This window comes from Psychroserpens burtonensis DSM 12212 (assembly GCF_000425305.1).
GTDB lineage: Bacteria > Bacteroidota > Bacteroidia > Flavobacteriales > Flavobacteriaceae > Psychroserpens > Psychroserpens burtonensis.
In genome coordinates this window covers 201,312-223,789 of record NZ_AUDE01000006.1, presented here as the reverse complement: position 1 = coordinate 223,789, position 22,478 = coordinate 201,312, and the positions used below count along the sequence as shown (strand labels likewise).

General features: G+C 33.1%; 17 protein-coding genes. 10 read left to right on the top strand and 7 right to left on the bottom strand.

Annotation, left to right across the window (positions count from 1 at the left end; genetic code table 11):
* The first annotated feature begins 291 nt into the window (after positions 1 to 291).
* The gene (locus tag H593_RS0102535; protein WP_028870976.1) at positions 292 to 4,827 is read left to right on the top strand and encodes a T9SS type A sorting domain-containing protein; all 4,536 of its coding nucleotides are present in this window, start codon (positions 292 to 294) and stop codon (positions 4,825 to 4,827) included.
* Positions 4,828 to 4,889: 62 nt separating this feature from the next.
* Here the strand turns inward: H593_RS0102535 and H593_RS0102530 are convergent, their stop codons facing one another.
* The 7 genes from H593_RS0102530 to porX all read right to left on the bottom strand — a co-directional run bounded on the left by H593_RS0102530 (position 4,890) and on the right by porX (position 11,136).
* A complete protein-coding gene (locus H593_RS0102530; protein WP_028870975.1) occupies positions 4,890 to 5,261 on the bottom strand; it encodes a hypothetical protein in 372 nt (123 codons plus the stop codon).
* 108 nt (positions 5,262 to 5,369) lie between these two features.
* On the bottom strand, positions 5,370 to 6,569 hold the full coding sequence (locus H593_RS0102525; RefSeq protein ID WP_028870974.1) for an alanine dehydrogenase: 1,200 nt from the start codon (positions 6,567 to 6,569) through the stop codon (positions 5,370 to 5,372).
* 435 nt (positions 6,570 to 7,004) lie between these two features.
* A complete protein-coding gene (locus H593_RS0102520; protein WP_028870973.1) occupies positions 7,005 to 7,376 on the bottom strand; it encodes a hypothetical protein in 372 nt (123 codons plus the stop codon).
* A gap of 694 nt (positions 7,377 to 8,070) precedes the next feature.
* A complete protein-coding gene (locus H593_RS0102515) occupies positions 8,071 to 8,583 on the bottom strand; it encodes a hypothetical protein (RefSeq protein WP_245584996.1) in 513 nt (170 codons plus the stop codon).
* The gene (locus tag H593_RS20965; protein WP_169338343.1) at positions 8,567 to 8,710 is read right to left on the bottom strand and encodes a hypothetical protein; all 144 of its coding nucleotides are present in this window, start codon (positions 8,708 to 8,710) and stop codon (positions 8,567 to 8,569) included. The genes H593_RS0102515 and H593_RS20965 overlap by 17 nt, the downstream gene beginning before the upstream one ends.
* Positions 8,711 to 8,876: 166 nt before the next feature.
* Positions 8,877 to 9,332 carry a tRNA (adenosine(37)-N6)-threonylcarbamoyltransferase complex ATPase subunit type 1 TsaE gene (tsaE, locus tag H593_RS18385; RefSeq protein ID WP_245584995.1) on the bottom strand — a complete coding sequence of 152 codons (456 nt, stop codon included), beginning with the start codon at positions 9,330 to 9,332 and terminating at the stop codon, positions 8,877 to 8,879.
* Between the two features lie 247 nt (positions 9,333 to 9,579).
* Positions 9,580 to 11,136: a T9SS response regulator signal transducer PorX gene (porX, locus tag H593_RS0102500; protein WP_028870971.1), complete on the bottom strand. Its 1,557-nt coding sequence runs from the start codon at positions 11,134 to 11,136 to the stop codon at positions 9,580 to 9,582.
* A gap of 56 nt (positions 11,137 to 11,192) precedes the next feature.
* Here porX and H593_RS0102495 point away from each other — a divergent pair, with 56 nt between their 5' ends.
* From H593_RS0102495 to H593_RS0102455, 9 genes are all read left to right on the top strand, one after another.
* Positions 11,193 to 12,416, top strand: coding sequence for an HD domain-containing protein (locus tag H593_RS0102495; RefSeq protein WP_028870970.1), 1,224 nt, complete (start codon positions 11,193 to 11,195; stop codon positions 12,414 to 12,416).
* Between the two features lie 354 nt (positions 12,417 to 12,770).
* Positions 12,771 to 13,799 (top strand): UDP-3-O-(3-hydroxymyristoyl)glucosamine N-acyltransferase, encoded by a 1,029-nt coding sequence (lpxD, locus tag H593_RS0102490; protein WP_028870969.1) that lies wholly within the window; start codon positions 12,771 to 12,773, stop codon positions 13,797 to 13,799.
* Positions 13,786 to 15,192, top strand: a complete 1,407-nt coding sequence (locus H593_RS0102485; RefSeq protein ID WP_028870968.1) for a bifunctional UDP-3-O-[3-hydroxymyristoyl] N-acetylglucosamine deacetylase/3-hydroxyacyl-ACP dehydratase — start codon at positions 13,786 to 13,788, stop codon at positions 15,190 to 15,192. Before lpxD ends, H593_RS0102485 begins: the two co-directional genes overlap by 14 nt.
* A 172-nt stretch (positions 15,193 to 15,364) precedes the next feature.
* Positions 15,365 to 16,150: an acyl-ACP--UDP-N-acetylglucosamine O-acyltransferase gene (gene lpxA / locus H593_RS0102480; protein ID WP_028870967.1), complete on the top strand. Its 786-nt coding sequence runs from the start codon at positions 15,365 to 15,367 to the stop codon at positions 16,148 to 16,150.
* An 86-nt stretch (positions 16,151 to 16,236) separates the two neighbouring features.
* Positions 16,237 to 16,803 carry an elongation factor P gene (gene efp / locus H593_RS0102475; protein ID WP_028870966.1) on the top strand — a complete coding sequence of 189 codons (567 nt, stop codon included), beginning with the start codon at positions 16,237 to 16,239 and terminating at the stop codon, positions 16,801 to 16,803.
* 86 nt (positions 16,804 to 16,889) lie between these two features.
* Positions 16,890 to 17,825 carry a UDP-3-O-(3-hydroxymyristoyl)glucosamine N-acyltransferase gene (locus tag H593_RS0102470; protein WP_028870965.1) on the top strand — a complete coding sequence of 312 codons (936 nt, stop codon included), beginning with the start codon at positions 16,890 to 16,892 and terminating at the stop codon, positions 17,823 to 17,825.
* Entirely contained in the window at positions 17,826 to 18,230 is a 405-nt protein-coding gene (locus H593_RS0102465) for a nuclear transport factor 2 family protein (RefSeq protein ID WP_028870964.1), read from the top strand.
* A gap of 158 nt (positions 18,231 to 18,388) precedes the next feature.
* Positions 18,389 to 19,264, top strand: a complete 876-nt coding sequence (gene sucD / locus H593_RS0102460) for a succinate--CoA ligase subunit alpha (protein ID WP_028870963.1) — start codon at positions 18,389 to 18,391, stop codon at positions 19,262 to 19,264.
* A gap of 97 nt (positions 19,265 to 19,361) precedes the next feature.
* Complete coding sequence (locus tag H593_RS0102455) at positions 19,362 to 22,334, top strand: M16 family metallopeptidase (protein WP_028870962.1); 2,973 nt, start codon at positions 19,362 to 19,364, stop codon at positions 22,332 to 22,334.
* The last annotated feature ends 144 nt before the right edge of the window (positions 22,335 to 22,478 follow it).

Genomic DNA, 22,478 nt, shown 5'->3' with positions numbered 1-22,478 from the left:
GCACTATAGTTGGCATATTTAATCTATTACAAAGTTACTTTTTTCATTAAACTTCATTGCTTTTTTAGAAAATAAATTCCTACAAAGGTTAAAGTTTTGCTGTTAAACGTCTTTTTTTTATACTTCATCGTATTTAGTACAACACATAAACAACAATCCTTAAAACTTTATTGCAATAGGTAAGTTTTTTACTTCATAAAACTACAGTTAAACGAATAATATATACTTTAAACGTGTTTTTGAATTTATTTATATAAGTTGCTGACCTATTAGGCCCCAAATTAATAAAAAATGACATCCCCAAAATCTCTATACCATGTAAATGGTGTTCAAGTTTATTATTTAATTTTAACATTATTAGTAGCTTTTTTAATTCCCACTACTTTTTATTCCCAAACTGATTTGGCATTTCCAACAGCTAGTGGAGCAGGAGCATATGCGACTGGTGGAAGAGGAAAACCTGTTTATATAGTAACTAATTTAAATAATTCTGGATCCGGAAGTTTTAGACAAGCATTAGAAGATACTAAAAGTACAGATGGAGGTATTATTACGTTTGAAGTTTCAGGTACTATTAATCTAACGAGCCAGATTTATTTCACTAATCAAGATAATATTACAATTGCAGGTCAAACGTCACCGTCTGGAGGTATCACAATAGCTAATAATAGACTAAGGTTCCAAAATGTCAATAATCTTATCATGAGATATATTCGTGTGAGACCAGGTTTTTCTCCATATCCATCATCAGAAATTGATGCATTTGAAATTTTTAATAGTAGCAACTACATTATTGATCACTGTTCTTTTTCTTGGGGAACCGATGAAAATGCCAACAGTGGAAACGGAAATAATTATACATGGCAAAGAAATTTATTTGCTGAAAGTAATAAAACAGGTATGATTATGGGTGGAGAACCTCAAATTTCAGAAAACCTAAGTTTTATTAATAATATGTTCTATAATTGTAGTCATAGATTTCCAAACTTTCAATCTAACGGAAGAGTTGATGTGATTAATAATATAGTATGGAACTTTAGAACTCGATTATCCGTGCCTTTAGGAGGTTTTGAAGCTAATCATATTAATAATTATTATGTACATTTTAGAAGTAGTCCTCCTGCCGATTTAGATATTAGAGGAATGTTGTGGTTACCAAATACAACAAATTTTCCAACCATATACACATCAGGTAATTATGTTAGTGATGTAATCACGGACCCAAATGCAGACAATTGGCAAATGTGGCGTTTTAGATTTAATCCGTCGGGCACAATATATTCTGGAGTAGGAAATGAAAGCCCATTAACAGAAGATTTCAGAACATTAACACCTTTTACACAACTTGGTAATCCATTTACGATTCAGTCTGCTGCAGGCGCTTTTGAAGATATTAAATATAATGTTGGGGTAAATGCACGGTTATTAGCAAATGGCGACGCAGTTGAAGAGTTAGATGCATTAGATGATCTTTATTTAGACAATGTACAGAACAATATATTAGATCAATATACTCAAGAAAACGTTTTAAACACATCGCATAGAGCTGCTTTTTTAAATACTATTAGTAGTATACCAATTAACACACACCCTATCGATTATGATAGTGATGGCGATGGTATGCCAGATCAATGGGAATTAAATAACTATGGCAATTTAAATAATAACGGACAATCAGACACAAACAATAGTGGCTATTCAGATGTTGAAGACTATTTGAATGGTGTAGATATTGAAATGCAAAATAACACAGGAACTCAAGTTGATGTTACATCAAATTTAGATGCGATTTGCCAAGGCTCAAGCACAACATTAACAGCATCAGGAGCAGATTCTTATGTTTGGAATACAGGAGAAACATCTACAAGCATAGAAATTTCACCAGATATAACTACAACTTATACGGTTACAGGAACACACTCAGATGGAAGTATAACTCAAGCAGAAATTTCTATCACTGTAAACGAGATACCAACTGCAAACGCTGGACAAGATATTGAAATTTGTCAAGGCACAGAAGTTATATTAACTGCAACAGGGGGAACTGCTTATTTATGGAATACTGGAGCAACATCAGCCTCAATAAATGTAAACCCAAATAGTACAACAATGTATACCGTAGAGGTCTTTGAAAACAGCTGCTCAAGCACAGATGAAATTATAGTTACTGTAAATGAAATTCCAAATATTGATGCAGGACAAGATCAAACCATATTTGACGGCGAAAGCGCAACATTAACAGCAACAGGAGCAGACTTTTATTTATGGAGCACAGGTGAAACAACACAAACTATATCGGTAAATCCCTTATTGGATACCTCATATTTTGTTACTGGTACAACTAACAATTGCGAAAATACAGATACTGTTACCGTTTTTTTGCTAGATGACAGTGTCAATGCCAATGCTGGAGCTGACACTGAGATTTGCAATGGTGAATCTACAACATTAACAGCAACAGGAGGAACAACATATTTATGGAGTACAGGAGAAACTAGTGCTTCTATTATTGTGGTTCCGACAGAAATAACAACATACACAGTTACTGCATTTAGTGCATCAGGCGCTAACTTTGAAGACGATAGTGTCATAGTAACAGTAAATGACTTACCCGAAACTAACGCAGGTAATGATATCTCAATTATAGAAGGCGATTCTACAACATTAATAGCTTCTGGAGCAGCTTCATATATATGGAGTACAGGTGAAACAACACCTAGTATTACCGTAAGTCCAAATAATACGACAACGTATACCGTAATAGGTACTTCTAATGGATGTGACTCTAGTGATGACCTTATCGTTTCCGTAGAAATAGAAAATGTCAATACCAATGCCGGAGTAGATATTGTAATTTGTAATGGAGAAAGTACTATCCTTACTGCTTCAGGAGGTGCAACCTACTTATGGAGTACAGGAGAAACATCTTCAAGTATTACGGTAAATCCTAATCAAACGACAACCTACACCGTTACTGCTTTCAATACTGCAGCAACAGCTTCTAATGATGATAGTGTAACAGTAATAATAAATGACTTACCAGAAACTAACGCAGGTAATGATATCTTAATTATAGAAGGCAGTTCCACAACATTAATAGCTTCTGGAGCAGAATCATATGTGTGGAATACAGGTGAAATAACACCCAGTATTATAGTAAGTCCAATTAGTACAACTACGTATACTGTAACAGGTAACTCTAATGGATGTGAATCTAGCGATGCTGTTATTGTTTCCGTAGAAACAGAAAATGTCAATGCCAATGCAGGAGCAGACATTACGATATGTAACGGAGAAACAACAACACTTACAGCATCTGGAGGTGTATTATATTTATGGAGTACAGGCGAGACTACATCTACAATAGAAGTGTCGCCAGTGGCAACAACAACATATACCGTTACAGCATTTAGTACCAATGGTATTGATTCTGGCGTTGATAGTATTACGGTTACAGTAAATGAAGTTCCTGTTGCAGATGCAGGTAACGATGCTGCTATTTGCTTCGGAAATGAAACGATATTAACAGCTTCAGGAGGTTCAACATACCTCTGGAATACTGGTGAAACATCACAAAGTATTACGGTAAATCCAAATGTAACAACAACCTACACAGTAGATGTTTTTACCAATAATTGTTCTAGTTCAGATGCTGTTATTGTAACAGTAAATGAGTTACCAGAAACTAACGCAGGAAATGATATTATCATTATCGAGGGTGATTCTACAACATTAACGGCAACAGGAGCAGAGTCATATATATGGAGTACAGGTGAAACAACAACCAGTATAACAGTAAATCCAATAGTAACGACGACCTATACGGTAACAGGTTTATCTAATGAATGTGAATCTATTGATGACTTGGTCGTTACTGTAGAGCCTTTTATTTATACAGCAAGTGCGGGAGCAGATCAAGCGATTTGCCAAGGTTACGAAACAACGCTTACAGCGAGTGAAGGGGATAGTTATCTATGGAGTACAGGTGAAACCACACAAAGCATTACTGTTAATCCAACAAATACTCAAACATATACCGTTACTGTTTTTGATGGAGCTTATCAAGATGATGCAGAGGTTCAAGTTGGTGTAAATCCAAATCCAAATGTGATTATTACAAACGGAGATAATATTATGATTTTAGAGGGTGAATTTATTACACTTTCTGCAATTGGAGCTAATACTTATTCATGGAATAATGGAGCTACACAACCAAACATTGCTGTTAGTCCGTCAAGTACCACAACGTATGAGGTGACTGGATTTATCAATAACTGTGAAGATACCAAAGCCATTATTGTAAATGTATTAGAACTAGTACAAGCAGATGCAGGAGAAGATTTATTTATATGCGACGAAGAAACCGTGACGCTTACAGCTAGTGGTGGTGGTGAGTATTTATGGAATAATGGCGAAACAACACAAACTATAGAAGTATCTCCAGATGAGGATACAGAATATTCTGTTTTAGTTTATAATGCATTGGATGGTGATGAAGATACGGTTATGGTTTTTGTAGAAGAGTGCAGTAGTACAGTAGAAATTCCTGTTGAAAGCGAAATGTTTGATTTTATGATTTACCAAGATCCTACGAGCGACATATTGAAAGTTAGAATAGATGGTTTACAGTCTGTAACGGCTAGAGGATATTCTATTTATGATTTATCAGGTAAAGTTATACATACCGAAACATTTAATCCATCTGAGATGGAAGAGTTATCTCAAATGACGAGAGAATTAGATGTTTCTACTTATTCTAGAGGTGTATACGTCGTTAGATTAATCTATGACGATACAAGTTTAATAAAGAAAATCCCAATAAGATAATAAAATAGTTAGTTGAATTGAGTTTGAAACCATTGTTAGTGTAATAAACTAGCAATGGTTTTTTAATTGATTTTAATAGATTGGATAGTTGCGCTAGAATCACAATTTTTAATCCATAGTTCAACTTTTTTATCATCAATTTCATTTTCTAGAAGGTAGGTTTTACAAGAATCTCCTTTAGTATCACTTTCAGAAAAGTTAACACTACTTGTTTTTATTAATTCGGAAACAGCAAGTGTATCTAAACTATAATTTTGCATGACACGTTGCGTGTCTTCAGAATAAAAGCGTTCTTTTATGCTAATATTTTTGATAGTTCTAGCATTAGGACTGTAATCACAAGATGTTTTTTTTCCGCCTAAAAAAAAAGCTAATAAAATTAAACCAATGGAGAATCCTCCCAAATAGTAACCTATTCGATGTAGTAGTTTCATGTGTTTTTATTTGTTGTTTTTAAAGGTCACACGCTGTTCGCAATTGATCATTCCCTTGTGTAATTGCGTCTTTAACATGTTAAGTTTATAACAATGATATTCTTTTTACTAGAAAATTAACAGGTTGAGGTCACTGCAGTCTAAATCAAACCAATCTGCTACAGATTTGTTAGTTAAAATTCCGTGGTAAAAATACAACCCATTTTTTAAACCACGATCAAAACGAATGGCATTTTCTATACCACCATCTTCGGCAATTTTTAAAAGATAAGGCGTAAAGATATTGCTCAATGATACAGAGGCAGAGCGCGAGTATCTCGCAGGAATATTGGGCACGCAATAATGCGTCACACCATTATAATCAAAAGTAGGTTTGTCGTGATTTGTAACTTCACTAGTTTCAAAACAGCCACCCATATCTATACTTACATCTATGACCACAGATCCAGATTTCATAGAATTAACCATAGCTTCTGTAACCACAATAGGAGACCGGTTATTACCTCGCACAGCACCAATGGCAACATCACACCGCTTTAAAGCTTTCAATAAATTTTTGGGTTGTAACGTTGAGGTATATAATGTGCGACCTAAATTTGATTGTACACATCGTAATTTAGTGATTGAATTATCAAAAATTTTAACATTCGCGCCAAGACCAATAGCAGATCTTGCTGCAAACTCGCCCACAGTTCCAGCGCCAATAATCACAACTTCAGTAGGTGGCACTCCACTAATGTTACCAAACATGAGTCCGTTTCCTCCATTGATATTAGATAAGAGTTCAGCAGCAATTAATATAGAAGCAGTGCCCGCAATTTCGCTTAATGAGCGTACGGCAGGATAAGCACCATCTTCATCTTTGATAAATTCAAATGCTAATGCTGTTATGCGTTTTGCTGCTAAAGCTTGAAAATAATTCTTACTTTGTGTTTTAAGTTGCAATGCAGAGATTAAAAGCGTCTGCGGATTGATTAATTTGATTTCATCTATAGAAGGTGGTTCAACTTTTAAAAGAATAGGGCAGGAGAACACTTTTGAAGTGTCTTTTGTAACTTCTGCACCAGCTTCGCTATAAGATTTATCCTTAAAATTAGCACCTTCGCCAGCGCCAGACTCAATCATTACACGATGACCATTAGAGACTAAAGCTGAAACCGCATCTGGAGTTAAACATACTCGTTTTTCTTGAAAATATGTCTCTTTAGGGATGCCTATAAATAAATCACCCTTCTTTTTATAAACTTCAAGCATTTCTTCTTGAGGTAATAGTTGGGCCTTTGTAAAGGGAGATAATGATTTGCTCATTGAGTTTTTAATTGGTAACTCAAATTACAAATAATTATCTATTATTTGCAATTTTAGTTTTTATATATTCCTTGTACATTATTTTCTATGTATAAGTTTGGTTTGCAATATATTTCAACTGGAGAAGTTTTAATCTAAATATTGATTTTATTGACAATATTTCGGTGTTTTTAGATGATTATATGCAAGAGTGTATTACAAAATTAAGTTTTTTGAGTTTTCATTTGGTGGATTTGGATTTGAAGATTTTGTGGATATGATGTATTTTGCTAATATGAAATTGATTTATCTTTTTTCGAAGATATAAATATGTTTATCTGGATTATGCTTGTTAAGCTTTGGTTATAAACACTATAAGTATGTAAAAAAGGAGTTTAAAAAATGAGATCCTCTAAAACCAAAATTGAATAAATAAGAGTCTTTAAAGACAATTGATTATAAGTAATTAATTGTTTTTGTTGCCTTATCAAGTTCCGTTAAAATCTCATTAAGTAACGCTTTTTTTTCATCAGACCAATGCTGGTTGAGCTTATTATCGATATAGGCTTGAATTTCGGCTTTAGTTCTCACCTCAGGTTTTAATAAATTTTCAACAAACATCTTACCTTGGCCAGTAATTAACCAAACGAGATTAATTTGAGGGTATACTTTAACTATACGCTCTATAACATCACTCCCTACAGACGCATTGTTTTTTTGCATGCGCAATGTGTAACCATTTCCAGTTCCAATGGACAGATCAAACTGTCTAGCGCTCATTTTGAGAGCAGGTAATAATTGGATGATTCTATTAATTGTTTTACTCATTATAATTACGATTATGTTAGAGTAAGTGGGTTTCTTTATGTACAAATATAATTTTTTTTCATTTAATAATCTACTGGTATAGACTGTTTTCTATATTTTAAATACATGTTTCTTTGATATTTCCCATTATTGGATTTTGAAAAAGTTAACTCGCAATTTATTATGATATTATATTAGTTTTGAAAATTTTTCTAGAGATGCCTGTGTTTATCTTTGGTTTTATAAGACTCAATGACAGTGAATTAAGCAAGGAGTTGTTTTTAATCCCCTTTGCTAATTTAATTATGACTGCATTACCATCTAAGAGTAAAAGATGTTTAATTACATAAAAAGGAAGCCAAATCTAAGTCAGTTATTGACTGTTTTTTTTGTGTCAAGAATAAATCATGGAAATGTATACGTAACTATAGTTTTTTGAGTTGCCAAGTCGAATAGTCATATGTCCATATAACTTTATTTTCAAATTAGATAGCACTTACGACGGATACCAAAATAAAAGTACCAACATCAAAAATACCTCAAATTTATTACTATTTTATTAAATAAAAGATAGTCTCATGGGATTTTAAATCAATGCAAGTATTATGTTTAACATCACATTTAAAATATAAAATTCATTCAACAGCTTTTTGATAATTGATAGTAGAACATTTATAGTATTAAGAATTGTGACGTTTAAAAGTGCCTGTGTGTTTTAAAAATACTGCTTAATTGTACCCCAAATTCCCTTAGGCTTCATCATGAATTCTTCTTCCAATTCTTGCATGGTTTTGTCGGCATCGTTTATTTTATCAAACATTTTAGCTCTTATTAGGTATATTGAAGGAATGACTATAGCCATGATGGGTAACATATAAATCAAATCAAAATTATCAAAAAATATAACATCATCGTTTATTGTACCTATCGACTGATACAGATACATAGAGATTGGTACTAAAATAGAATGATACCACCAATGACGACATGTGAAAAACCATATAAATAAAAGAAATAATGGAATAATTTTCGTCATTATCATCCAAAAACTTGTCCTTACATCCTCATAAAATCCAGAGTCATATGTAAATAGAAAATTATCCCAGATTTTGACTTCAGGGACATACACATAAGAATAGAAAAAAATGGGAGTTATAGATATTAAAACACCTAATATACTCCCATTAATGATACTTTTAGAATTGCTTTTTTTAACCGTGTGTTGCAATTTTAACTTTTCTTTTGTCGATTTCAGTTTTAACTTGTCCATCTAGGTTGATTAAATCAGTTGCATGAGCAGTAAATAACATTCCTCCGAAAATTGCAATAGCGAGTACATACTTTTTTTTATTCATAATATAAGGGATTTAAATTAATTAATTATTCAAATATAAGAATGCCTTATATCTAAAACTGTTAAAAGGAGTGTTAAAAAACACTTTAAAATCGCCTTATGATTACGGTTTTTCCGTAGTCTATAACTATGATGCGGTGTGAGGTTGCTAATTTATTTTCAATATTTTACTGCTTTTTGCGGGTTTTCTGGGTTAATATTATGTTTTGGCTCAATTTGAGGGATCTTGAGTTCTTACTTTTGTGCAAAATCTCTATAGTATTTATGTCCTCTGGTAAAAGATTTTGAGCATTTTGAGGCCATTCTATAAACAGCCAATTTGCGGTATATAAATAATCTTCAAACCCAAAATTTAAGGCTTCTTCTTCATCATTAATTCTGTATAAGTCAAAATGATAAATAGATTTATCTTTAATATTGTATTCATTTACAATGGAAAATGTTGGGCTACTAACGTCGTCATCACTGCCCAATAATTTTACTAAGGATTTTATTAGTGTTGTTTTACCAGCACCCATATCTCCATAAAAAAGAATGGTTCTTGAAGAAATATGATCTAAGATTTGTTTTGCAACAACCTCTATGTCTTCTATGTGATATTCTAGTTCCAATAGTTTTGACATTATTTAATGGTCAAACAGGTTTATAACTTAATTTCAATTGCAATAATAGGAATAATTATTCGTAAAAACTAAGAAAAAGTGTATTTCATCGAAGATATTTGCATTACGTAGACTATTGGAGCATAGTAATTTATCGTTTTTGAGATGAATCAAAGTGAGTTTATAGAAATTATATAAGAGTATAATTACACATAGCTATAACCTTTTATCTGACTATTTTTTTAGAGTTAATGTATGTTATTTACTCTTAATTTTTAGGATTCATGACCACAAATGGAATAATCATTTCCTCCAAAGACACGCCTCCGTGTTGATATGTGTTTTTATAGTATCCTACATAATGATTATAATTATTTGGATAAGCTAAGAAGTAATCACTCTTTGCGAAAATAAAAGAGCTGCTCATGGTAAGTGCAGGTAAATGAATAGATTTTGGATTTTTAGCAACTAAAACCTCTCGATCTTCATAGGTTAAACTACGTCCAGTTTTATAACGTAAATTTAAACTTGTATCACGATCACCAATAACTTTTGATGGATTCTTTACATTTATAGTGCCGTGATCTGTGGTTAAAATTAATTTAAACCCTAAATTTTGAGCTTGTTGTATCATTTCTAATAATGGTGAGTTTTTAAACCAGCTCACTGTTAGAGAACGATACGCTTTATCATTGGATGCTAGTTCTTTAACAACATCCATTTCTGTTTTAGAATGGGAGAGCATATCCACAAAATTATAAACGATCACAGATAAATCATTGTCCTTAAGTGATTTGAAATTATCAGCTAATTTTTTTCCAGCTCTTAAATTTGTGATTTTATGATATTCTGTTTTTAAGTTTTGTAAACCTAAACGTTTAAGTTGTGCTTGTAAAAATTCATATTCATGCATGTTTTTACCACCTTCGTCGGTGTCGTTTTTCCAAAGATTTGGGTGTAATTTCTCCATGTCTAAAGGCATTAAGCCAGAAAATATTGCGTTTCTTGCATATTGAGTAGCCGTAGGTAGGATGCTATAAAACGGACTTTCAGATTCCTTCTTATAATAATTGTTAACGATAGGTTCAAACGCTTTCCATTGGTCATACCGCAAATTATCAATCACAATTAATAAAGTAGGCTGCTCTTTACTTAACTCTGGTACAACCTTATCTCTAAATAGGTTATGCGACATTGTAGGTGCATCTACATTAGGCTCAAACCATCCTGGATAATTTTTTTCTATAAATTTTCCAAATTGAACATTAGCTTCGTTTTTTTGAGATTCCAAAATCTCTGTCATACCGACATCTTCAATATCTTCAAGTTGCAATTCCCAATACACCAATTTCTGGTACAAATCACTCCATTCTTCAAAAGTATTCACCATAGACATATCCATAGCAATCTTTCTAAACTCTTGTTGGTAGTTAGAAGTCGTTTTTTCTGAAATGAGTCTAGAGTGATCTAAGTTCTTTTTTAAACTTAATAGAATCTGATTTGGGTTTACAGGCTTAATTAAATAATCGGCGATCTTATTACCAATAGCCTCTTCCATGATATATTCTTCCTCACTTTTAGTAATCATCACGACTGGAAGATTAGCGCGACGTTCCTTAATTTCATGTAAGGTTTCTAAACCTGTAAGTCCAGGCATGTTTTCATCTAAAAACACAATATCAAAACTAGTATCGTCGATAATATCAATAGCTTCTGTTCCACTTTGACACGTTGTTACCTTATATTGTTTTTGTTCTAGAAAAATGATATGTGGTTTTAAAAGATCTATTTCGTCGTCAACCCAAAGAATATTTATAGTGTTCATGTATATTTGTTTATAATTAATACGATACCATAGTTTATGGTATAAAATTTTTCAGTTTGAAGACAAGTAACAAACTTAAAATCTTTAACGATCCAATTTACGGATTTATTACTATCCCCAATTCGGATATTTTTGATTTAATTGAGCATAAATATTTCCAAAGATTACGTAGGATTTCTCAAATGGGATTATCGTACCTTGTTTATCCAGGAGCTCACCATACAAGATTTCATCACGCTATAGGCTGCATGTATTTAATGCAAAGAGCGGTTAATGTGCTTCGTTTTAAGGAGGTTATGATTTCTCAAGAGGAAGAAAGAGCGCTCTATATTGCTATTTTGTTACATGATATTGGTCATGGACCATTCTCTCATGCTATGGAACACAGTATTGTAAATGGAGTTTCTCATGAAGTAATTTCTCTGCGTTTTATGCAAAAACTCAACAAAGAATTTAACGGAAGTTTAACGCTAGCCATTCAAATTTTTGAAGGCAAGTATGACAGACCATTTTTATGCGAGTTGATTTCTAGCCAATTTGATATGGATCGAGCAGATTATCTCAAGCGTGATAGTTTTTATACAGGTGTTGCCGAAGGTAATGTAAATAGCGAACGATTAATTACCATGCTAAATGTTGTTGATGATAGACTGGTTGTTGAAGAAAAGGGGATTTATAGCCTTGAGAAATTCTTGGTTGCGCGACGTTTTATGTACTGGCAAGTCTATCTCCATAAAACAGGTTTGGTAGCCGAGCAATTACTGACTCGGGTTTTAAAGAGAGCTAAAGAGTTATCTGTTAAAGGTGTAAATTTAAGAGCAAGTGATGCTCTATCTTTTTTTCTTCGGAATGAAATTACAAGTAACAATTTTGACGACCATACTTTAGAAACCTTTTCTAGATTGGACGATACAGATATTGTGTCTGCTATGAAAGATTGGCAATATCATGATGATTTTATCTTAAGTCATCTTTGTAGCATGATTATTAATAGAGATTTATTGAAGATTAAACTAAAAAATAAACCTATTAAACCGTCAACTTTAGATAAACATATTACTAATCTGGTCTCGAAATATAATATTTCAAAGGCTGATGCAGCATACTTTGTCTTTATTGATGAAATCTCAAACCTAGCGTATCAATCCAAAAAACAAAAAATTAAAATTTTGCAGAAATCTGGAAAAGTGGTTGATATTACAAAGGCATCAGATCAGTTCAACATTAAAGCGTTGTCTAAAGCAGTTACTAAGTATTACATCTGTTATCCGAAAGAATAGGATTCAGTGTTTGTTATTCCGCTTAAAGGTGCAGTATGTAGTTGATTATTCTTTGCAGTTTTGGTTTTTCCAAAGGATCATAATTATACCTAGGCATAAGAAACCGTTAAATGCAATGAAGTTTTTAATTAAAAAGTCCTAAAGGAGCAAATTTAGCTAATCAATTTTTAATTTATAAAATCTTGAAGTTTTTGAATTTCCGAAGAAAAACCAGATTATTTTAGGGATTAATAACTAATTAAGTGACTAATTAAAATACGTTAAAGCACAACACAACAAGAAACAACTCATTATCTAACCTTTTAAACACAAACAACTGTAAATAATTTCCGCATTTTTCCTATTTTTGCTCGTATGAACTTTACAGCACAACAAATAGCTGGAATTTTAGAAGGCGAGGTCGTAGGTAATCCTGAGGTTGAAGTTTCTAAACTTTCAAAAATTGAGGAAGGGACAGAAGGCTCTTTGACTTTTTTGGCAAATCCTAAGTATAATTCATACATATATTCTACCAAAGCATCAATCACGATAGTTAATAAAACATTTGAGCCCGAGAATGATATTTCAACTACCCTTATTAAGGTTGATGACGCTTATCAATCGTTTTCAAAACTTTTGGAATACTATAACCAAGTGAAATTTAATAAACAGGGTGTTGAACAACCGTCGTTTATTTCAGAATCTGCTAAATTAGGAAGAGATGTTTACATCGGCGCTTTTAGTTATATTGGAGATCAGGTGGTAATTGGTGATAATGTGAAAATTTTCCCTAATACGTATATAGGTGATAATGTAACTATTGGAGATCATACGATATTGTTTTCGGGAGCTAAAGTATATTCAGAAACCATGATAGGAAAACACTGTGTGATCAATTCTGGGGTTATTATTGGTGCAGATGGTTTTGGTTTTGTTCCAGATAAAAATGGAGAATATAGTAAAATGCCGCAAATAGGTAATGTGATTATAGAGGATCATGTAGATGTTGGTGCTGCAACAACCATAGATAGAGCTACATTAGGTTCTACAGTGATACGAAGAGGAGTAAAATTGGATAATCAAATACAAATAGCACATAATGTTGAGATTGGTAAAAATACAGTTATAGCTGCTCAAACAGGAATTGCTGGGTCTGCTAAAATTGGTGAAAATTGCTTAATAGGCGGTCAAGTAGGTATCGCTGGGCATATAACTATTGGCAACAATGTGCGCGTACAAGCACAGTCTGGCATTGGGAGACATGTAAAAGATAATGAAATATTACAGGGGTCTCCATCATTTACATTTGGAGATTGGAATAAGTCTTATGTGCATTTTAAAAATTTACCTAAGATTGTTAAATCCATTAATGATTTAGAAAAAAAACTAAATGGCAATAATTAAAACAGACGTTAAACAAAAAACGATAGAGAAACAAGTTTCTCTTAAAGGTGTTGGTTTGCATACAGGAAAAGAGGTGACAATTACATTTTGTCCTGCGCCAGCAAATAATGGGTTTTCTTTTAAAAGAGTAGATCTTGAGGGTGCACCCGTGATTGAAGCAGATGCCAATTATGTGACCAATACACAAAGAGGCACCTGTTTGGAAAAAAACGGTGTAATCATTCAAACTTCAGAGCATGTACTAGCTGCTTTAGTAGGTTTGGATATTGATAATGCTATTATAGAACTCAATGCTTCAGAACCTCCAATTATGGACGGATCATCAAAGTTTTTTGTTGAAGCTATTGAAAAAGCAGGTGTTATTGAACAAGATGACTTTAGAGAAGAATACGTTGTTTCTGATGTAATATCATATACTGATGAAGAATCTGGAAGCGAGATTATCGTTATGCCTTCTAAAGAATATCAAATCACTACTATGGTTGACTTTGGGACCAAAGTTTTAGGGACTCAAAATGCGACCTTAAATCATATGTCAGATTTTAAAGCAGATATTTCAGACTCTAGGACCTTTAGTTTTTTACATGAACTAGAAATGTTATTAGAAAATGGTCTTATTAAAGGAGGCGATCTTAATAATGCTATTGTGTATGTGGATAAAGAATTATCTCCAGAAACAATGGAAAAGCTAAAAGTGGCTTTTAATAAAGACTCGATAGCAATTAAGCAAAATGGGATCTTAGATAATTTAACGCTTCACCATCCTAATGAAGCAGCAAGACATAAACTTTTAGATGTTATAGGTGATTTGTCTTTAGTTGGTACGCGCATTAGAGGAAAAGTAATTGCCAACAAACCTGGGCATTACATCAATACCCAATTTGCTAAGAAACTGTCTAAAATTATAAAAAATGAACGACGTAATAATGTTCCGCAAATAGATTTGAATCAAGAGCCTTTGATGGACGTGATGCAAATTATGGACATGTTACCTCACAGGCAACCCTTTTTATTACTAGACAAAGTTTTTGAATTATCAGATTCTCATGTCATAGGAATGAAAAATGTGACTATGAATGAAGAATTCTTTAAGGGTCATTTTCCTGGAGCACCAGTAATGCCTGGCGTTTTAATTGTAGAAGCTATGGCGCAAACAGGAGGTATCCTAGTATTGAGTACTGTTCCAGATCCTGAAAATTACTTAACATTCTTTATGAAGATTGATAAAGTAAAATTCAAGAAAAAGGTAGTGCCTGGAGATACGCTTATATTTAAGTGCGATTTAATCACGCCAATACGTCGTGGTATCTGTCACATGCAAGGCTATGCTTATGCTAATGGACAATTGTGTGCAGAAGCAGAATTAATGGCACAAATTTCTAAAGTCAAATAAAATTATATTTGACGTATTTTTAACGAATCAAATAAAATTTCTTTAGTATTACATGACACTTTAGAGATGAAATAACATTTAAAAATGAACAGAGCTAAGATAAAATAGTAATACATTTCTATATATTCTTGGCGAATACATTTTAATTTTGAGTAAAAATAAAAACTAAAAAATGAACCAACCTTTAGCATACGTACATCCTGGAGCAAAAATCGCGAAGAATGTAGTTATAGAGCCTTTTACAACTATTTATAGCAATGTTACAATTGGAGAAGGAACTTGGATTGGAAGTAACGTAACGATAATGGAAGGCGCAAGAATTGGAAAAAATTGTAATATTTTCCCAGGTTCTGTTATTTCTGCTGTACCTCAGGATTTAAAATATGATGACGAAGATACGCTTACAGTAATAGGAGATAATGTTACTATAAGAGAGTGTGTTACGATTAATCGAGGCACTACAGATAAAATGAAAACCGTGATTGGGAATAACTGTTTGATTATGGCATATTGCCATATTGCCCACGATTGTATTGTTGGTAATAATTGTATTTTTTCAAATAACAGTACATTAGCGGGACATATTAATGTTGGTGATTATGTGGTTTTGGCAGGAATGACCGCTGTACACCAATTTGTCTCTATTGGTAATCATGCCTTCGTGACAGGTGGATCTTTAGTTAGAAAAGATGTGCCACCATACGTAAAAGCTGGTCGTGAGCCATTATCGTACGTAGGTATTAACTCTGTAGGCTTGCGTCGTAGAGGGTTTACGACAGAGAAAATTAGAGAAATTCAAGATATATACAGAATGCTATATCAAAAAAATTATAATAATACTCAGGCCTCAGATTTAATAGAAGCAGAGATGGAAGCAACTCCAGAACGCGATGAGATTCTTCAGTTTATTAAGAATTCACATCGCGGAATTATGAAAGGATATTTCAAATCAAATTAATTTTTTTTCTTCGGAAAAAGGAATACACATAATAATAGCGTTTGAGTAATAACTCAATAAAAAAACAACTTAATAACATATAATATATGGCAAGTACTTCAGATATAAGAAACGGATTATGCATAAGATATAACCATGATATTTTTAAGATTACAGAATTTTTACATGTAAAACCAGGTAAAGGACCTGCTTTTGTTAGAACAAAAATGAAAAGTGTTACCACAGGTAAGGTTTTAGATAATACCTTCTCTGCTGGACATAAAATTGAAGATGTACGTGTTGAGACACATAAATTTCAATACTTATATAACGACGGTGAGTTTTATCACTTTATGAATGAAGTAGATTATACACAAATTCGTTTATTAGAAGCGGCATTAGACCGTCCAGATTTAATGAAAGAAGGAGAAGTCGTTACGGTATTGATTAATACTGAAGATAATATGCCACTATCGGTGGATATGCCAGCGAGTGTGGTTCTTGAAGTGACATCAACGGAACCTGGAATCAAAGGTAATACAGCAACAAATGCAACAAAGCCTGCTATCGTTGAATCAGGAGCAGAGGTTAATGTTCCTTTGTTTATAAATGAAGGTGATAAAATAAAAATAGAAACCGAAAAGGGGACTTATAAAGAACGCGTAAAAGAATAGAAATTAGTAGTCAGTAATTAGTCTTCAGTTAGCAGTGCTTACTTGAATGACTGACCACTGAAAACTCACCACTGAAGACTAAAAATATGAAGTTTCCAAAGGCGCATACACTTAAACAAATCGCTCATCTTATTTCTACCGAATATATTGGAGCAGATGACTTTCCAGTTTTAGGAATGAACGAAATTCATGTTGTAGAATCTGGAGATATTGTTTTTGTAGATCATCCAAAATATTACGGTAAAGCATTAGAAAGTGCCGCTACTATTGTGTTAATTAATAAAAAAGTAGATTGTCCAGAAGGGAAGGCACTCCTAATAAGTGATGATCCTTTTAGAGACTTTAATAAATTAACGCTTCACTTTAAGCCATTTCAATCGTCCGATAGTGCTATTTCTCAAACAGTTAAAATTGGTAAGAATACAATTATTCAACCCAATTGTTTTATAGGGAATAACGTTGTTATAGGCGATAACTGTATTATTCATTCTAATGTTAGTATTTATGATGATACTATTATTGGAGACAACGTCACTATTCATGCAGGTACAGTATTAGGAGCAAGTGCATTTTATTATAAAAACCGGACAGAAGGTTATGATCAGTTAAAATCTGGCGGACGAGTAATCATTGAAAATAATGTGGACCTAGGAGCACTTTGTACCATTGACAAAGGTGTTACAGGAGATACTATTATTGGAGAAGGTTCTAAGTTAGATAATCAAATTCAGGTTGGTCATGATACGCGAATTGGTAAAAAATGCTTGATAGCGTCACAAGTAGGTATCGCAGGATGTGTAATCATTGAAGATGAAGTGACTATCTGGGGACAAGTAGGAATTACCAGCGGAATCACCATAGGAACAAAAGCAATAATTTCTGCAAAAGCAGGCGTTAGTAAATCACTAGAAGGTTATAAAAGCTATTTTGGTGTTCCTGCAGATGATTTTAGAAGCAAATACAAAGAAATTGCAGCGATTAGAAAAATCCCTGAAATCCTTGAAAAATTAAAAAACTTATAAATGTCAGCAAAACAAATAGTCAAAGCATTTTATGACTTAGACTTGGCTAAAGACGAAGGTGTCGTAAATTATTTTCATAAAGATTGTGAATTGAAATGGCATAGTAGTAAAGGCTATACAAAATTAGATTTACATGGTTTACAAGATATGCTTGAAGGTGTGAAAGCTTCTTTTCACTCATTTAAATATAGATTGAGTCATCTTTTAGAAGATGGTAATACAGTAACTGCGAGATACACCATTTATGTAACATCAATTGAGCGACCAAAAAAAGAAGATGCTTTAGCACACTTTATATCTATTTGGGAAGTCAAGGATGGTAAATTATATAAAGGATATGAGATGAGTCAATTGGCTGATGACACACCAGAAAGTTTAAATTCTTATGCTGAAATAAAAGTTTAAAAAGGTTTAAAAATCACAAGCAATATCTTATTTTTGTGGTCGCGTTCAGAAAATCATTTTCTGAATAAATAAAAAAGTAAAAATCAAAACTATAAATAGCCTATAATTTCTTCCAACGGTACATTTCCGAAGAAAAAAAGGCAGTAAAACAAACACAAATGAGCGTTTTAGTTAATAAAGATTCAAAAGTAATTGTTCAAGGATTTACCGGGAGTGAAGGTACATTTCATGCTGGTCAAATGATTGAGTATGGGACAAATGTTGTTGGTGGTGTGACTCCGGGAAAAGGAGGTCAAACACATTTAGATAGACCTGTTTTTAATACGGTTGCAGATGCTGTGAAAGAAGTTGGAGCAGATACTACTATTATTTTTGTTCCGCCTGCATTTGCTGCAGATGCAATTATGGAAGCTGCAGACGCAGGTATCAAAGTGATTATTACAATTACAGAGGGTATTCCTGTTGCAGATATGATTAAAGCTTCAAACTACATAAAAGGAAGAGATTGTAGATTGATTGGCCCTAACTGTCCGGGAGTTATCACTCCGGGTGAGGCTAAAGTTGGTATTATGCCAGGTTTTGTTTTCAAAAAAGGTAACGTTGGTATCGTATCAAAATCAGGTACTTTAACTTATGAAGCTGCAGATCAAGTTGTAAAACAAGGATTGGGAATTACCACTGCTATTGGTATTGGAGGAGATCCTATTATAGGGACAACAACTAAAGAAGCTGTTGAGTTATTAATTAATGATCCAGAAACTGAAGCTGTTGTTATGATTGGCGAAATTGGAGGTCAGCTTGAAGCTGATGCTGCGTATTGGTACAAAGCGAGTGGAAGCATAAAACCAATTATTGGTTTTATTGCTGGAGAGACTGCACCTGCAGGACGCACCATGGGTCATGCTGGAGCAATTGTTGGAGGAAGTGATGATACTGCTCAAGCAAAAAAGGAGATTATGAAAGCTTGTGGAATTCACGTTGTAGAATCACCTGCTGAAATTGGAAAGAAGGTAGCAGAAATAATGAATAAATAAGATATTTCCTGTTAAAATAAACACAAATAACATACATTATAATTCCGTTGACTGTACATTTAGTTAACGGAATTTTTTTTTAATCAAATCAATCTTTATGAAACACATCAAACTATTATTGATGCTTTGTATCGTCGCTCTGGCTTACAATTGCAAAACTGAAAATGAAAACAAGGATTTAGCTTATGCTGTAGAATCCACTACAGATGCTAATGGGTTCTCTTACGAGGCTGTAGCTAATGATCCAACTGGTTTGCGTCTGTATACTTTGGACAACGGGTTAAAAGTCTATTTAAGTAAAAATGTAGAAGAACCAAAAATTCAAACTTATGTTGCTGTAAGAGCGGGTTCAAATTACGATCCAAAAGAGTCTACAGGTCTTGCTCACTATCTTGAACACATGGTTTTTAAAGGTACTGATCAGATTGGATCTGCAGACTGGGAAAAAGAGAAAGGGTTCTTAGATCAAATTTCAGATTTATATGAGCAACACAGAGCTGAAAATGATCCTGCAAAGAAGTTAGAATTATACAAAAAGATTGATGAAGTGTCTCTCGAAGCTTCAAATCACAGTATTGCTAATGAATATGATAAAATGATGTCTTCTTTAGGAGCTACAGGAACTAATGCATACACTTGGTTTGAACAAACAGTGTATACTAATAAAATACCAGCAAATGAATTAGATAAGTGGTTACACTTAGAAGGAGAGCGTTTTAGTCAATTGGTATTACGTTTGTTTCATACAGAATTAGAAGCAGTCTTTGAAGAATTTAATAGAGGTCAAGATAATGATGGTCGTAAGCAATACGCCGCAATGCTAGAAGGTTTATTTCCAAATCATCCTTATGGTCAACAATCAACTATAGGTATTGCAGAGCACTTAAAAAATCCTTCAATGGTTGATATTCATAATTATTTCAATAAGTATTATGTGCCAAATAATATGGCAATGGTATTGGTTGGTGATATTGATTTTGATGACACGATTAAATCGGTAAATGATGTCTTCGGAAAATTTGAAAAGAAAGAAGTCGTTCATCCTATATTACCAACAGAAGAATCAATTACTTCACCAGTTGTGAAAGAGGTTTTTGGTCCAACGTCTGAAAGTCTTTCTATGGCATTTAGAACGGAAAGCGCTGGTTCAGAACAAGAAAAACTAGTCACTATGGCAGATATGATTCTTGCTAATGGAAACGCTGGACTTATAGATTTAAACTTAAATCAAAAACAATTGGTGCAATATGCTGGTTGTAGTCCAACATTCCTGAAAGAATATGGATACCATACTTTTAGTGGAGCACCAAAAGAGGGACAAACTTTAGACGAGGTTAAATTGTTGCTTCTAGCTCAAATTGAAAAATTAAAAAAGGGTGAATTTGATGAATGGATGATGAATGCTGTCATTAATGATTTAAAATTAAGTCAAACTCAGCAATATGAAAACAATTCTGCTCTAGCAGATATGTATGTGGATGCTTTTATAAAGGATGAGAATTGGAAGAATCGTGTTCAGTTTTTAGATGACCTTAAGAAAATTTCTAAACAAGAATTAGTTGATTTTGCAAATACTTTTTATAAGGACAACTACGTGGTTACTTACAAAAGGCAAGCTGAAGATGCGTCTATTGTAAAAGTTCAAAACCCAGGAATTACACCAGTTAATGTAAATAGAGAATTGAGTTCTCCATTTTTAGTGGATTTTGGTAAAATGAAATCTAAACCATTACAGCCAAAATTTATTGATTATAAGAAAGAAATCAAAGAAACTAAATTAGATAATGGTATTAAAGTCTCCCATATTAATAATGAGAGTAACGACTTATTTGATATGAATATCATTTTTGACATGGGAAGTGATAACGATAAACAGTTAGGACTTGCAGCTGGATATATGGAGTACTTGGGAACAGATAATTTTTCTGCTGAAGAATTGAAGAAAGAATTCTACAAGTTAGGCGTCAGCTATTATGTAAGCGCAGGAGCAGAGACAACTTACGTTGGATTAAGTGGATTAAAAGAAAACTTACCAAAAGGATTAGAGCTTTTAGAACACCTTTGGAACAATGCTGTTCCAGATCAAGAGGCCTACAATAAATATGTAGAGTCTATTACAAAAGGGAGAGCAGATGGTAAATCACAAAAAGGAAATATCCTTATAAATGGTTTAATGAATTACGGTAAATATGGTGACAATTCACGTTTGAGAAACATCTTTCAAACTAAAGAGCTTGAAGCTATGGATCCTGTTCAATTAGTCGATATCATAAAAGGTATGAAGAACTTTGAGCAACGTATTTTTTACTACGGAAAAGATATCGATGCAGCTGTAGCAGCTTTAAATACAAGTCATAAAGTTTCCGAAGAATTAAAAGCATATCCAGAAGCAATGGCTTATCTTGAAAAAGAGACTGGCGGGAATGTATATTTCGTAGATTTTGATATGGTACAATCTGAAATGCTATTCTTAGCAAAAGGAGATCCTTTCAAAGTAGATAACATGGCAGCTTCAACACTGTTTAACACCTATTTTGGTAGCGGATTGTCATCTATAGTTTTTCAGGAAATTAGAGAATCTAAATCATTAGCTTACGCTGCCTATGCTGGCTACAGTACTGCAATAAATAAAGAGGATTCTAACTACGTTATGGCCTATATGGGTACACAAGCTAATAAAATGCCACAAGCAGTCGATGCAATGATGGAGTTGATGACTAATATGCCAGAAGCCGAAGAGCAATTCAATGCTGCTAAAGAGGCGACATTAAAAAAGCTAGCAGCAGAGCGTATCACAAAATCTAATATATTTTGGACTTACGAGGGACTTAAAAAATTAGGAATCGATAATGACAATAGAGAAGATATGTATAACGCTATAAAAGAGATGACTATGTCAGATTTGCGTGATTTCTTTAATGAAAATATTAAAGGTGAAAATTATAATGTGATGGTCATTGGTAATAAAAAAGATATCGATTTCAAATCATTAGAAAAATTAGGTAAGCTACAAGAAATGGATATTGATTATCTATTTAACTACGAGCAACCAGAAGAGGTTAAGATGTAATATCACTTCGGATATATAAAAAACTCAAAAGCAGTCACATTTATTTGTAGCTGCTTTTTTTTATCTAAAAACAGCAAAACATTTTGTGAAATTTTTATATGTTCTACAACATGTATTTCCTATATTTGGATACCAACTATTAAA

Coding starts and splice junctions, on each gene's coding strand:
- tsaE (WP_245584995.1), bottom strand. CDS start 9,332: ATGTCAAAACTATTGGAACTAGAATATCACATAGAAGACATAGAGGTT.
- H593_RS0102455 (WP_028870962.1), top strand. CDS start 19,362: ATGAAACACATCAAACTATTATTGATGCTTTGTATCGTCGCTCTGGCT.
- H593_RS0102520 (WP_028870973.1), bottom strand. CDS start 7,376: ATGAGTAAAACAATTAATAGAATCATCCAATTATTACCTGCTCTCAAA.
- H593_RS0102465 (WP_028870964.1), top strand. CDS start 17,826: ATGTCAGCAAAACAAATAGTCAAAGCATTTTATGACTTAGACTTGGCT.
- efp (WP_028870966.1), top strand. CDS start 16,237: ATGGCAAGTACTTCAGATATAAGAAACGGATTATGCATAAGATATAAC.
- H593_RS0102470 (WP_028870965.1), top strand. CDS start 16,890: ATGAAGTTTCCAAAGGCGCATACACTTAAACAAATCGCTCATCTTATT.
- H593_RS20965 (WP_169338343.1), bottom strand. CDS start 8,710: ATGAATAAAAAAAAGTATGTACTCGCTATTGCAATTTTCGGAGGAATG.
- H593_RS0102530 (WP_028870975.1), bottom strand. CDS start 5,261: ATGAAACTACTACATCGAATAGGTTACTATTTGGGAGGATTCTCCATT.
- porX (WP_028870971.1), bottom strand. CDS start 11,136: ATGAACACTATAAATATTCTTTGGGTTGACGACGAAATAGATCTTTTA.
- H593_RS0102525 (WP_028870974.1), bottom strand. CDS start 6,569: ATGAGCAAATCATTATCTCCCTTTACAAAGGCCCAACTATTACCTCAA.
- H593_RS0102535 (WP_028870976.1), top strand. CDS start 292: ATGACATCCCCAAAATCTCTATACCATGTAAATGGTGTTCAAGTTTAT.
- sucD (WP_028870963.1), top strand. CDS start 18,389: ATGAGCGTTTTAGTTAATAAAGATTCAAAAGTAATTGTTCAAGGATTT.
- lpxD (WP_028870969.1), top strand. CDS start 12,771: ATGAACTTTACAGCACAACAAATAGCTGGAATTTTAGAAGGCGAGGTC.
- H593_RS0102485 (WP_028870968.1), top strand. CDS start 13,786: ATGGCAATAATTAAAACAGACGTTAAACAAAAAACGATAGAGAAACAA.
- lpxA (WP_028870967.1), top strand. CDS start 15,365: ATGAACCAACCTTTAGCATACGTACATCCTGGAGCAAAAATCGCGAAG.